We start from the raw sequence: 13503 nt of genomic DNA on the forward strand, positions 1-13503 counted from the left end.
GTTCTCTCGATTTTATTAAGTGTATGCCGTTGCTTCGACTTCAATGAGCATATGTTCTAGTGCAAGACGCGGCACAGGAATGAGTGTGCAGGCTGGAAAAGGATGATTTTTCCATAAATCCTTCATAATTTTAATCAAAATCTCATGTTTTTCTACCGAATGGTCAACAACTAGAATTCTTAAAACGGCGATATCCGTAAGTTCTGCATTGGCAGCTACTAACGCATATTTAATATTTTCAAATGCTTGTAGGACTTGTTCGCTGAAATGAGAACTTAATTGACCTTGTTTGTCTTCGCCACCTTGACCTGCAATATGAATAATATTGTTAAAATTGCTTACTACAGCGACATGACTATAAGCGTTAGGTGTTGGGTCATATAAAGTAGAAGGATTTATGATTTTAAAAATTTCTTTGTTCATGGAACTCAACCGTTTAATAAAATTTAGATGAGTATCCAACCTCAACTTAAGTTGAGGTCAAGAGCATTTAGTGTTTTAGTCTTTTCTTTCTTAAAGTAATCATCATTACGCCGACTATATTGAGGAAACAACCGAACCATTGCCATATATTTAGGTTTTCATTTAAAAAAGCAACGGCAAGCAAAATCGTTAAAACTGGTCCGATCGAAGCAATCATTGCAGATTGAGATGCTCCGAGTCGCTCAATACTTTGCATAAGCATAACGGTAGGTAAGACAGTGACTAAAAAACCTAAGCCAATCCCGTACCAAATTACACTTGAGGGAAGTTGTAATAGGAGTTGAAACGGGTGAGTGGTACTTAAAGTGTAATGGGTTAATGTACCTATACAGGCAACTGTTAAAGCTAAACCTGTGAAATTCCAAGAACCAAATTTTTTAATTAATGGTGGAGTCAGCAGTAAATAACCGGCAAAAGCTACAGCGCTAGCAAATACAAAACTTGTTCCGAGCCAAAAGTTGCCCTGAATTGGTGCATTGTTGTGCTCTTGCAGCATCACTAACACGGTTCCACCATAACTAAGAAAAATGGCGAATAAACTTTTTACATCTAATTTTTGTTTGTAGAGCAGACTTGAAGCGATCACGGTAAGTGTGGGATATAAAAATAGGATAATTCGCTCTAAAGAAGCGCTAATAAACATGAGGCCCATGAAATCGAGCCAGCTGGCAAAGTAGTAGCCTAATAGACCAGCAAAAATTAAAATTAGCCAATCCTTCTTTTTTATGCCCTGATTATGATGCCTATTGAACCAGCAAATTAATAGAAAAAACGGTAAAGCGCTTAACATCCGTAAAGCCATCAGGACTGTACCGTCTACTAATGGAGAAAGGGCATAAGTTTGTTTAATAAAAATCGCTTTTGTGCTGAATAGAAAAGCAGAGCAAAGCGCAAAAAAAGACCCAATTTGAAACGAAGATAAAGAAATTTTCATATACAGGACTGTATAAGAGAGACTATTGTCTGCAAAAAAAAGAAAAATCTTCCTATATTACACCTCAAGTCAAATATCGTGAATCATCAGTTCAAAATATGGGTATTTATTAAATAAATAGTGGGTGGTATTTTCAAAAAGTTCAATTAGAATCCAAATTCTGTACAAAGAATACACATGGGGGAAACATTGCGGGTTGCAATGTTTTTGACAATGAGAAATTAGCTTGAGGAACGCTCATGCAGATCGGAATCCCAACCGAAACTGTCGTCGGTGAAAATCGTGTAGCTGCTACGCCAGAGACAGTAAAGAAGTTGATTAGCGCTGGTCATAGCGTTGTGATTGAACGTGGTGCTGGTGTAAAGGCTGCGTACATTGACAGTGCTTATGAACAGGTCGGTGCAACCATTACGGATGATGCCTATACGGGTAGTCAAATTATTTTGAAAGTTCGTGCGCCACAAGGCGGGGAAATTCAAAAACTTGCAGCAAATACAACTGTTGTAGCAATGTTTGATCCTTATCGTAATACCGAGCTAGACCAATTTGCGAATCAGCAAGTGTCTGCTTTTGCTCTGGAATTGCTTCCTCGTACGCTTTCTCGTGCACAAAACATGGATGTGTTGTCTTCTCAAGCAAACTTAGCTGGTTATAAATCAGTTTTGCTTGCAGCTGCTGAATATCAACGCATGTTCCCAATGCTTATGACTGCTGCTGGTACTGTAAAGCCTGCACGTGTTGTGATTATGGGTGTTGGGGTGGCAGGCCTTCAAGCGATTGCTACTGCAAAACGTTTGGGTGCAATTGTTGAAGCAACAGATTTACGTCCAACGGCAAAAGATCAGGTTGAGTCTTTAGGCGGTAAGTGGTTAGACGTACCAATGTCTGAAGAAGAACAGCAACGTGCAGCAGATGCAGCAAAAAATGGTTATGGCTGGATGCCGGGTGAGCAATACATCAAAGACCAAGCTGCGATTGTAGATAAAGCTGTATCGAATGCCGATATCGTGATTACAACAGCATTGTTGCCAGGCCGTGATGCACCGCGTCTGATCAAAGCTGAAACTGTTGCCAAAATGAAACCAGGCTCTGTCATTTTAGATATGGCAGTTGAAACAGGCGGTAACGTTGAAGGTTCTAAAGTTGGCGAAACTGTTGTCACTGAAAATGGTGTAAAAATTTTGGGTATTCCAAATATTCCAGCCACTGTTGCGACAGAAGCTTCTGCATTATATGCACGTAACGTTTTTAATTTCGTAGAGACTTTATTCGACAAAGAGAAAAACTTTGCGATTAATCAAGAAGACGAAATCCAAAAAGCCCTATTGGTCACTCATGGCGGTCAAGTGCTGCTTAAGCGTGGTTAAGGAGATTTCTCATGGTTGAAACTATTACAATTTTCGTCCTTGCCATCTTCGTAGGTTATTACGTTGTTTGGGGTGTTACACCAGCTTTGCACACGCCACTTATGGCGGTAACCAACGCATTGTCATCGATTATTGTTGTTGGTGCGATGTTACAAACAGTTGGCCTGCCTGTACTTGGTGTAGATGCAAATGTTGCATTTCAAAGTGTGAATGTTGTGAGCGTACTTGGTGCGATTGCAGTATTTTTAGCAAGCATTAATATTTTCGGCGGCTTCGCAGTAACTGCACGCATGTTGGAAATGTTCAAGCCTAAGCAAAAGAAATAAGAGGGCTTTGACATGGAATTTATTCAAGCAAATGCAAACTGGTTGTACCTTGTAGGCGCAATTCTCTTTATCTTGACGCTTCGCGGCCTATCTGGTCCTAAAACAGCAATTCAAGGTAACCGTTACGGTATGATCGCAATGGCGATTGCAGTTGTAACAACCTTCTTTGTTGCCAATAACCCGGTTATTTGGATGATTGGTGGTGCAATGGTGCTTGGTGCGATTGTGGGTATTGCACGTGCACGTACTGTACCAATGACTCAAATGCCTGAAACTGTGGCACTTATGCACTCATTGGTGGGTTTGGCTGCGGTTTTGATTGCAGTTGCAGCAATTTTGCATAACAACCAGCTTACAGCATTGTTTGCTCAAAATGAGGCAGCATTAACAGCGGCTGGCGTGCAACATGCACACATGAGTAAGGTTCACCTATTTGAATTGTTTGTTGGTTGTTTCGTTGGTGCGATTACCTTTACAGCATCTGTGTTTGCTTACGGTAAATTGGCTGCGAAAAAATGGGCTAAAACAATCTCTGGTGCATGGGTTAAACCTGTTCAAGCACTTATTTTTGTTGCGATGTTGGCTTGTGGTTTCTACTTCTTCACAACTGGCAACATGACTGCTTTCTGGGCAATGACCGCACTTGCACTTGCATTTGGCTGGGTATGGATTGCACCAGTAGGTGGTGGTGATATGCCTGTAGTGGTATCGCTTCTTAACTCGTTCTCTGGTTGGGCAGCAGCAGGTATTGGTTTTACCCTTGAAAACAACATGTTGATCGTTGCGGGTTCACTTGTGGGTTCATCTGGTGCGATTCTGTCATACATCATGTGTAAAGCAATGAACCGTTCAATCATCAACGTATTGTTTGGTGGTGCAATGGGTGGTGCAGCAGTTTCTACAGCTGCTAAAGGTGAACAAGTTCAACGTAACTACCGTTCAGGTTCTGCTGATGACGCTGGCTTCTTAATGTCAAATGCAGACAGCGTTGTGATTGTACCGGGTTATGGTATGGCGCAAGGTCGTGCACAAAATGCTGTAAAAGAGTTATGCGAAATTCTAAAAGAGCAAGGTGTTCGCGTCCGTTTCGCAATTCACCCGGTTGCAGGTCGTATGCCTGGTCACATGAACGTATTGCTTGCTGAAGCAGACGTAGCATATGAAGACATCTTGGAAATGGATGAGATTAACTCAGACTTCCCGGCAACTGACGTAGTACTTGTTATTGGTGCAAACGACGTTGTGAACCCTGCTGCAAAAGATGACCCAGGTTCACCAATTTATGGTATGCCGATTCTTGAAGCACATAAAGCACGTACAATCATGGTGATTAAGCGTTCTATGGCGACAGGTTATGCTGGACTTGATAATGACTTGTTCTATAACGAAAAAACAATGATGATCTTTGGTGATGCTAAGAAAGTTGTTGAAGATATGACGAAAGCAATTAACGGTACAGGCCACTAAGTTGCTTTGATATAAAAAAACCACCTTCGGGTGGTTTTTTATTTTTTTAGGGTTAGAGGAACTTTTCCACTAGAGTCATAGATTGCTGATAGAGATCGCGTGCTAATTGCTGGTTTTTGGCATGAGAGGATTTCCAGTCAGGCATATGCGCACTGACATATTCACCATTGCGGTTTTGCCATGTGTCGCCAGTCGCCATTTCTGTAATGAGCTTTGCAGGAACCGATGTTGGAACTAAACCTACTTTCATGGCTGCATAAACTGGTTTTGGTAAATCACGATAAATATCGGAAGCAACACCACCGGGGTGTAATGCATTATTGGTAATTGAACTGTCTGCTAGTTGTTCAGCTAATGCATTGCTGAACAGTAAGTTTGCAAGCTTGGATTGTCCATAATAGAACAGGGGATTGTAAAAACCTTCCGCACGAAATTTATTAGGCTTAATTGAGCCAACCCAGTGAGCAATAGACGCTAGATGAATAATACGTGCTTGAGGAGACTGCTTTAAAACGGGGAGTAGTTTTTGAGTTAATAAAAAGTGACCTAAATAGTTAACGCCAAATTGCTGTTCAAACCCATCTACGGTGAGCTGCTTTGTTTTTGAAAATAGACCGGCATTATTAATAAGTACATCAAGGCTACCATATTTATCTGTAATTTCTTCGGCAGCTTTTTGAGTTAATTCAAGGCTGTTTAAGTCGAGAGAAACGACATCAACTTGTCCTTGGTTGAGTGAGTGTAGTTTGTTTTGTGCCTCTAGTGCTTTTTGAGAATTTCGACATGCCAAAATGACATGTTGCCCTTGTTTTACAAGTTGTTCGGCTGTGGCAAAGCCAATCCCTGTATTGGCGCCAGTAATGAGTATCTTCACTTTTTAGTGCTCCAGTTATGCTATTTATTGATGAGACTATAAGAGTAGTTATAGTGCTGGAATTCTGACAATTTGTCATGTCAATTTTAAATAAGAGTGATGACTTGCTTGTTAGTGTTATTAAAGTTTTGTTGAGTTAACAGCTTTTCATAGGAAGGGAGGGTAAAGGTGGCTGTTTAAATAATAAAAGTTTGAGTAAGTATATAAACAAAAAGCGGCTCAAAAGAGCCGCTTTTTTTAAAAGCAAAATTTTATGCGACCGACTCTGGAGCAGTACGCCATAAGCTTTCTAAATCATAGAATTTGCGAGCAGTTGGTAGCATCACATGTACTACAACAAAGCCAAGATCGATTAAGATCCATTCGGCATCTCGTTCGCCTTCAACGCCAATCGGGCGGAAACCAGCTTTTCGAGCTTCTTCTGCAACATTGTCAGCAAGTGCTTTGACGTGACGAGTAGAAGTACCACTCGCGATGACAATAGCATCAGCAACATTGCTAATAGAACTAACATCTAACTGTAGAATATCTTTTGCTTTTACATCAACTAAAGCGTCATGGACGACTTTAAGACAAGCTTGTACGTCTTTATTTGAGGTGTTCATTGCGAAATCGTGAGAATTAGACACGCTGGGCGATGGTTCTAAATTCATATAGGGTATATTTTCCTGACAATTACTCACTATCTAATATAGTGGTTTTCACTCAGAATTTCAAACAAAACTAGTAACAGTTTATATATTTACATCATCGGAAAAATATTTCTTTTTCCATGTAAATGACTGATTTGAGCCATTTTTAGGTTTATATTCTGCCGCAATATAGCCCTCATAAGCACTTTGCTTAATCCATGAAAAAATTTGCTCATACGGTATTTGAGCCGTATCGGGTTCATGGCGTCCCGGGCAATCTGCAAACTGAATATGGCCAATCTGGTGAATATTTTCTTGTAAACCTTCAAGTACATCTTCACCCATCATTGCCATATGGTAACAGTCATATTGCATTTTTAAGGCAGGGTGATTGACTGCTTCTAGCATTTCTTGGGCTTGGGCAATGTTCTGTACCAAAAAGCGTGGCATATCTGTGCCATTAATCATTTCAAATACAGGTTCAATATCGTGTTCTGTCAGTAAATCACAGGCTAATTTTAAGTTGCTTGCAAGTGTCTTAAGGCAAGGAAGTAAGTCAGAGTCTTGAGGTTGCTTGCCTGCCAAAATGTTAACACGTGGTACTTTTAATGCTGTGGCATAGCGAATTGCTAACTGTAATGCCTCACGAAATGCTGCCTCTTGACCCGGTATACCTGCTAAGCCATTTCCACCTTGCATAAGGTCGCCAGCAGGAACGTTAATTAAACATAAATTTAGATTGTAACGTTCAAGTTGGTCTTGAATGTCAGAAATGGCAAGCTCGTATGGGAATTGAATTTCTACATGTTCAAAGCCCTCTGCATGGGCTAATGCAAAGCGTTCAATTAAAGGAACTTCGGTAAAAATCATGGATAAGTTTACGGCAAGACGACCCATACACAAACTCCGTTTATTGTTGCTCTACTACTTGAATCATAGTAGCTAAATCTTTCTCAGCAAAGCCATTTTTTTGGTGAGTTTGTAGCTGTAATAGAGCTTTTTGTGCAACGGGGATGTCTAAATTAACATTGTTAGCCAATGTTACTGCGTTATTAAGGTCTTTCGATAATGTTTGAACTTTCCACTGAACAGGTTCGAAAGTATGAGTCGCCATACGTGGTGCCAGTATTTGAAAAGGTTTTGAGTCGGCAAATCCGCCAGCTAGGGCAGGAGCGAGTAAAGTGGTATCTACACCCGCCCGGTCTGCCAGTGCAACTGCTTCGGCAATCAGGGCGCTGTTTGCTGCCACAATGAGTTGATTGCAAATTTTAGTTGCTTGTCCTGTGCCTGTATCTCCCATTCGTGTGACACGTTGGGAAAGAACATTATAAACAGGACTTAAAGCTTCAATAGTTTGAGCATCGCCACCTGCAAAAATGACTAGCGTGCCTTGTTCTGCCCCAGCCGTACCGCCTGAAACAGGGGAGTCAATCCATATCACATCTTGTGAAGCAGCAGCCTGAGCAAGTGCTTTTGTCGCAGCAACAGAGAGACTTGAGAAGTCGACAATGACCTGACCCGCTTTTAAGTTTGTTTGAATTTGATCAAATACTGCTTGCACAGCTTTATCGTCGGCTAGGCAAGTCAAAATGAGAGGGTACTGTCCGATGTTGGAAAGATCGAGTGCATGCGCGCCAATATCAATAAGTTCTTCACAAGCAGATGCTGTTCGATTCCATACTGCGACCTGAAAGCCGGCTTGTATAAGACGGCTTGCCATACGGCTTCCCATAAGTCCTATGCCTAAAAAAGCAATAGGAGTATTACGATCAAAATTCATAATAAAGCTCTTATCTATATTGGCGTGGTAAAAATTTAACTTCCGGATGTTTGTCTTTTTTACGAGCAAGTTTGCTATTTTTACCAAGTAATAATTTAAGTTGCCAGATTTTTTCTAAGCGTAATGATTTTTCTGGTTGATGTTCCATTGCATCTAGTACACGTTTTGCAGCAGTCAATGCATCAGGTGAGCGCTGCAACATTTCTGAAGCGATCGCATTTGCTTTTTCTAATGGATTCTCACTTAAGTGAGTCACAAGTCCAATATCTTTTGCATAATTTCCGTCAAAAACACGGGCAGTTAAAGTCAGCTCTTTTGCAAGGTCAACTCCAATCAAGCCTTTGAGCGAACGGGTAAGACCCATATCTGGTACTAAGCCCCAGCGGCTTTCCATAATCGACATTTTAGTGTCTGGGTGGGCAATGCGGATATCGGCAGCTAGTGCAAGTTGCATACCTGCCCCAAAACAATAACCTTCAAGAGCGGCAATAACAGGGACGGGCAAATTTTGCCAAATAAGAAAGGCTTTTTGGAAAAGACTTTGTCCTGGTTTAACAAGTTCCCAAATGGCAAATGCAGAGTTCTTAGGATTGTTTAAGTCAGATAAATCAATACCAGCACTAAACACTTGTGCTTCACCCGTCAAAATTACACAGCGGATATCTCGGTCTTTTTGTATAGCTTTAGCCGTTGTTACGAGTTCTTTGAGTAGAGCAAAACTCATAGCGTTACGTTTATCAGGACGGTTTAGATAAACTGTTGCAATGCCATTATTTTTTTCAATACGTAATAGTGCCATGAAATTCCCGCTTATTTTTTTATCGATAAGCGGAGCATAGCATGGCTGGAAATTGGAAACATGACAGGTCAGTCATGCCTATTTAGCAACTGTTATTTAATCTGGTATGACTAAAATTTGATGAGCTGCACTCTCAACTTCTTTAATGACGAGACCTAATTCATCGAAACGTCTCATGACTTCTTCAATGAAGCCATCGTCAGCTCTACGGCGTTCTTTGCGTAGCGTAGAAATAAATTGTTCAAAGTCACCTGTCACTTGTTGAAGTTTTGGTGTGCCTACATAGCGTGTTGCGCCATAGAGACGGTGTAGTACATGCTCAAGCTGAGGAAAGTCTTCAAGCTCAATGAGTTGTTGCATTTCTTCTAGCTCGGTTGGGAAGCTATCTACCAACATTTTGAGAAGATCTTGAGCTAAATCTTCTTTGTTTGCTGCTAGTTGTAAACTTTGCTGCCAATTTAAAATTTCTGGATCTAACGCTTCTGCAACCACATGATGATCTTTAGCTAGATTTTGCGCAGTGAAGTTGTTTTTCGTCCATTGCGTTAAAATTTGAATGATTTGCTCCATTTGAATTGGTTTGGTGACATAGTCATTCATACCAACTTTAAGAAGCTTTTGCTTTTCATCTGCAAGCGCGTGGGCTGTTAGAGCAATAATTGGAAGTTGCATTTCCCCATCTAAAGTGGATTCTAAAGATCGGATCGCACGTGTGGTATCAATGCCCGACATAACTGGCATTTGAATGTCCATAAATACCAAATCAAATGGTTTAAGCTTCTGATCAATTCTTTCTTGAATAATATTAAGCGCTTCTTGACCACTTAAAGCCTTAGTGGTTTTGACATTTAACTCACCTAATAATGCTTCTAAAACAATTAAGTTAGGTAAATGGTCATCGACCGCCAAAATATGTAAACCCTGTCCATTAAAGTCTTGTTGTTCCTCTTCAAAGATAGGTTGGTCACTTAATAATTGAATGAGGCCACTACGGCTTAATGGCTGATAAAGAGGGCGAGCGCGATATTCGGTGAGCATGTTTGGCTCAAGCGTCATTTGATAGCCGTAAACTGCTAAGTTACCTTGATAGCGGCTACGAATTTCTTTGAGTAGAGCTTCAGTATCACCACTATGATCAACAATGAGCCATGTATTGTCTTTCTGGTCGAGATGTTTTAAGCGGCTAAACAAGTCCAGAATCGATTGAGTTTCGATATGTGGTACTTGATAATTTTCAAGATAGTAGCGTAAAACACTCGCTGTTGCAGGGTGAGCTAAATAAGACACCACTTGTAAATGTTCGAAGTGAGGATGTTCAATCTCATGTTCTTCATCTACAGCAAACTGTGCAGTAAACCAGAATGTTGAACCTTTTTCTGTTGGAGCACGTTCTTGGTTATCTTCAAAGCCAATTTGGCCATGCATGAGATGAACCAATTGTTTAGAAATTGCCAGACCTAAGCCTGTACCACCAAATTGACGGGTAACAGATGCATCGCCTTGCGAAAACGACTCAAATAATTTTTTACGGTCTGTACCGCTTAAACCAATACCACTGTCCTGAACGCTAAAATGAAGCAAGCACTGACCGATGTCATCATGTTCCATACGCACACGAACAATAATTTCACCGTCTGGCGTGAACTTGATGGCATTGGAAATCAAATTAGTCAAAATTTGCTTAAAGCGTAAAGCATCACCAATCACCTGTTGAGGAATGTTATCTGCATAATAAAAAGCCATAGCAATGTGCTTTTGTGCAGCCAAAGGTGACAACATATCCATAACATCAAATACAGCTTCTTCTAAGTCAAAAGGTGCTGTTTCAAGTTCCAGTTTACCTGCATCAATTTTTGAGAAATCTAATACATCATTAATTAATGCTAATAAATGGGCGGAGGACTTGCGAATAGTTTGTAAATAAAGGTTCTGTTCGTTACTTAAATTTTGTTGGCGAAGTAATAAATGAATAAAGCCATCAATACTATTAAGCGGTGTACGAAGTTCATGACTGATATTGGCAAGAAAAACCGATTTTGCCTGATTAGATGAAATAGCTTGGTCGCGTGCTTGACGGTAAGTAATGTTTTGAACTTCTAAAGTATCTAAAGTTCTGCGTAAGTCTTCTTCTGTTTGCTCGGTATGTTCTTTTAACTCTAAAAAACTAAAGTGTAAGCGTTTCACCACGTTTGCGATATCGCGCTGGAGTAATCTTAACTCACCGGAACTGTTAATCACGATGTGTTGGTCTAAAGTGTCTGCATTGAGACGCTGTAATTGCATACGTATTTCATACATGGGTGCAATCCAGCGGCGAGAATAAAAGTTAAGACAGAGCAAAAGTAATAATAAAGTCATCAGACCGGTAATGACTAAAGCAATCAAAATGCGATAACGCGCTAATTCAAGTGGTTGATTATCCATTTCAATCAAGAGCCAGACAGGGGGCTTCCCTGCGGTATCAATGATACGGACTCCATAAATATTATTATGGTTATAAGAGATCGGACCAAAAAAGTTATTGTTTTGTGTGAAGTTAGGCCAGTAACGATTATCTCGATAACCGATACTTAAATAAGTCTGGCCATTACTATCAATTAAAGCAGCACGCTTTAGATTTTTCTCGCTAAACATACTTTGCATAATATGTTGAGCATGATCATATTCGTCTGGTTGTAGTTCTACTAATGTGTATAGATCTTTAGCAATTTGATTGTAGCGTGCCAAAATCGCTGAGGCATGATGCAATTGTTGTTGCTTTGCAGAACGTGATGTTTCAGTTAAAACCAGAAAAGCCCCAACACACGTTAAAATCATAATGGGCACAAAAATAAGAGCAATTAATTGCCCATATGCATGATTCAGACGTAAGCGTTTCGATAAGGTTTTATTGAAATTAGACATAGCTACATCAGATTGATCTCTCTGTAGGGCATATTATCACGCTTTATTTTAAAACAGACGGCATTTTATAACTGACTGGGCTTTAATCACTTTCATTAAAAAGCATAGTGAAATGGATGCAGTACCGATCATTTTTTCATACAATAGTGCCACCCCGATTTAGGTGTTGATCATGAGTAATACACAACCTGATTTTTTAGCCGACGAATTTTTGTTAGATCACTATGTAGGTAAAACACCTCTGGTCCGTTTGCAGCGCTTGGCTTGTCATACGCAGGCAACGGTTTTAGCAAAATTGGAAGGTAATAATCCAGCAGGTTCTGTAAAAGATCGTCCTGCATATAACATGATTATGCAGGCTGAAAAGCGTGGTCAAATTAAACCAGGTGATACATTGGTTGAAGCTACCAGTGGTAATACCGGTATTGCTTTAGCTATGGTTGCGGCGATGCGCGGCTATAAAATGAAACTTATTATGCCAGGGAATTCAAGTCAGGAGCGTAAGGACGCCATGCGTGCTTATGGCGCAGAATTGATTGAAGCGCCGAATATGGAAGCTGCACGAGATATGGCTTTGCAAATGCAAGCTGAAGGTCTAGGTTTAGTCCTCAATCAGTTTGGCAATCCAGATAATGTCGAAGCTCATTACCTTACGACTGGCCCTGAAATTTGGAAACAAACAGGTGGAAAGATTACCCATTTTGTAAGTTCAATGGGTACAACCGGTACCATTATGGGTGTTTCTAAGTATTTAAAAGAACAAAATCCAGATATTCAAATTATTGGTTTACAACCTTCTGAAGGTTCAAATATTGCCGGTATTCGCCGTTGGCCACAAGAATATTTACCTACGATTTTCGAACCAAAGCGTGTTGATCAAATTATGGATATTCCGCAAATTGAAGCGGAAAAAACAGCTCGCCGTTTAGCACGTGAGGAAGGAATTAGTGCAGGTACATCTTCTGGCGGGGCGGTATGGGCTTCAGTAAAAATTGCAGAAGAAAATCCGGATGCTGTGATTGTTTGCATTATCTGTGACCGTGGTGATCGCTACTTGTCTACAGGTCTGTTCTCAGTACAGGACTGATGACTCATAATTGAGAGAAAAAATGCGTTTTCCTACTTTAGTTTTTGATATTGAAACTTTAACTGATTTAAAAGCGGGAGCGCATTTATATCATCTTGATTTGCCAGAGACAGATGTTGAACAGGCACTCACAAAAATCCGTCGCCAAGAATCCGGCATGGATTTTCAGCGTTTGCCTTTACATGAAATCGTTTGTATTTCTGGTTTGTGGATTGATGAATCAGGTTTCAGATTATTTTCTTTTAGTCGGGAACACTATTCGGAAGCTGAAATTTTACAGAAATTTCTATCCATTTTTGATAAGCGTCATCCAACTTTAGTGAGCTGGAATGGTTCACAATTTGATTTGCCCGTCATTTTGTTCCGTGCCATGTATCATGGTCTTTCTGCACCCGGGTTATTTGATCAAGGCGAGCTTGATAGCCAGAAGCGTTTTAATAATTATCAAAACCGTTATCACCACCGTCATATTGATTTAATGGATGTTATGGCAATGTTTAATGGCCGTAATTTCCAGAAACTCGATGATGTAGCCTGTATTTTAGGTTTGCCAGGTAAACGTGGTGAGTCGGGTTATCATGTGCCTGAATATGTACGTACAGAACAATGGTTAAAGTTAACCAGTTATTGTGAAGGTGATGTGCTCAATACATGGTTTATTTATTTGCGTTGGCTATTGCTCAAAGGCCAAATGAATGTAGATGAGCATAACCACTGGATCAGTTCGAGTATTGAGTATTTACAGACTATGCCTCAGCAAGCCGATTTTCTTGAGGTGTGGCAACGTACATCGAAACATACCGAATTTACGTCCCACTATTTTAATCCTTTAAATTTTTAGGTTCATTCT

13 protein-coding genes are annotated in these 13503 nt (G+C 40.3%); 5 read left to right on the forward strand and 8 right to left on the reverse strand.

Features of this window, described 5'->3' with window-relative positions:
• Positions 1 to 15 precede the first annotated feature (15 nt).
• The gene (locus MKL62_RS06085; RefSeq protein ID WP_001031016.1) at positions 16 to 423 is read right to left on the reverse strand and encodes a RidA family protein; all 408 of its coding nucleotides are present in this window, start codon (positions 421 to 423) and stop codon (positions 16 to 18) included.
• Positions 424 to 490: 67 nt separating this feature from the next.
• The gene (locus MKL62_RS06090) at positions 491 to 1417 is read right to left on the reverse strand and encodes a DMT family transporter (protein ID WP_000703587.1); all 927 of its coding nucleotides are present in this window, start codon (positions 1415 to 1417) and stop codon (positions 491 to 493) included.
• 239 nt (positions 1418 to 1656) lie between these two features.
• Between MKL62_RS06090 and MKL62_RS06095 the strand changes: the two genes are divergently transcribed.
• The 3 genes from MKL62_RS06095 to MKL62_RS06105 are packed head-to-tail and all read left to right on the forward strand — an operon-like array spanning position 1657 to position 4577.
• On the forward strand, positions 1657 to 2784 hold the full coding sequence (locus MKL62_RS06095) for a Re/Si-specific NAD(P)(+) transhydrogenase subunit alpha (RefSeq protein ID WP_001165468.1): 1128 nt from the start codon (positions 1657 to 1659) through the stop codon (positions 2782 to 2784).
• 11 nt (positions 2785 to 2795) lie between these two features.
• Positions 2796 to 3110: a proton-translocating transhydrogenase family protein gene (locus MKL62_RS06100; protein WP_000230434.1), complete on the forward strand. Its 315-nt coding sequence runs from the start codon at positions 2796 to 2798 to the stop codon at positions 3108 to 3110.
• A gap of 12 nt (positions 3111 to 3122) precedes the next feature.
• Positions 3123 to 4577 (forward strand): NAD(P)(+) transhydrogenase (Re/Si-specific) subunit beta, encoded by a 1455-nt coding sequence (locus tag MKL62_RS06105; RefSeq protein WP_000394402.1) that lies wholly within the window; start codon positions 3123 to 3125, stop codon positions 4575 to 4577.
• Between the two features lie 52 nt (positions 4578 to 4629).
• On the opposite strand, the gene MKL62_RS06110 is transcribed toward MKL62_RS06105, so the two are convergent.
• From MKL62_RS06110 to MKL62_RS06135, 6 genes are all read right to left on the reverse strand, one after another.
• Complete coding sequence (locus MKL62_RS06110; protein ID WP_005129654.1) at positions 4630 to 5451, reverse strand: SDR family NAD(P)-dependent oxidoreductase; 822 nt, start codon at positions 5449 to 5451, stop codon at positions 4630 to 4632.
• Positions 5452 to 5702: 251 nt separating this feature from the next.
• Complete coding sequence (gene rsfS / locus MKL62_RS06115; RefSeq protein ID WP_001047580.1) at positions 5703 to 6104, reverse strand: ribosome silencing factor; 402 nt, start codon at positions 6102 to 6104, stop codon at positions 5703 to 5705.
• An 81-nt stretch (positions 6105 to 6185) separates the two neighbouring features.
• Positions 6186 to 6980, reverse strand: coding sequence for a hydroxypyruvate isomerase family protein (locus tag MKL62_RS06120; protein WP_000532984.1), 795 nt, complete (start codon positions 6978 to 6980; stop codon positions 6186 to 6188).
• Positions 6981 to 6993: 13 nt separating this feature from the next.
• A complete protein-coding gene (locus tag MKL62_RS06125; RefSeq protein WP_005129652.1) occupies positions 6994 to 7863 on the reverse strand; it encodes an NAD(P)-dependent oxidoreductase in 870 nt (289 codons plus the stop codon).
• A gap of 10 nt (positions 7864 to 7873) precedes the next feature.
• Positions 7874 to 8662: a crotonase/enoyl-CoA hydratase family protein gene (locus tag MKL62_RS06130; RefSeq protein WP_001196726.1), complete on the reverse strand. Its 789-nt coding sequence runs from the start codon at positions 8660 to 8662 to the stop codon at positions 7874 to 7876.
• Positions 8663 to 8758: 96 nt separating this feature from the next.
• Entirely contained in the window at positions 8759 to 11566 is a 2808-nt protein-coding gene (locus MKL62_RS06135; RefSeq protein ID WP_000064534.1) for a GacS-like sensor histidine kinase, read from the reverse strand.
• Positions 11567 to 11738: 172 nt separating this feature from the next.
• Between MKL62_RS06135 and cysM the strand changes: the two genes are divergently transcribed.
• Together cysM and MKL62_RS06145 are read left to right on the forward strand one after the other, a co-directional pair.
• Positions 11739 to 12653 carry a cysteine synthase CysM gene (cysM, locus tag MKL62_RS06140; protein WP_000072604.1) on the forward strand — a complete coding sequence of 305 codons (915 nt, stop codon included), beginning with the start codon at positions 11739 to 11741 and terminating at the stop codon, positions 12651 to 12653.
• Between the two features lie 22 nt (positions 12654 to 12675).
• Complete coding sequence (locus MKL62_RS06145) at positions 12676 to 13494, forward strand: 3'-5' exonuclease (RefSeq protein ID WP_001212169.1); 819 nt, start codon at positions 12676 to 12678, stop codon at positions 13492 to 13494.
• Positions 13495 to 13503: the final 9 nt, after the last annotated feature.

The sequence above is a fragment of the Acinetobacter sp. AOR01_HL genome, assembly GCF_027855455.1.
Lineage (GTDB): Bacteria > Pseudomonadota > Gammaproteobacteria > Pseudomonadales > Moraxellaceae > Acinetobacter > Acinetobacter baumannii.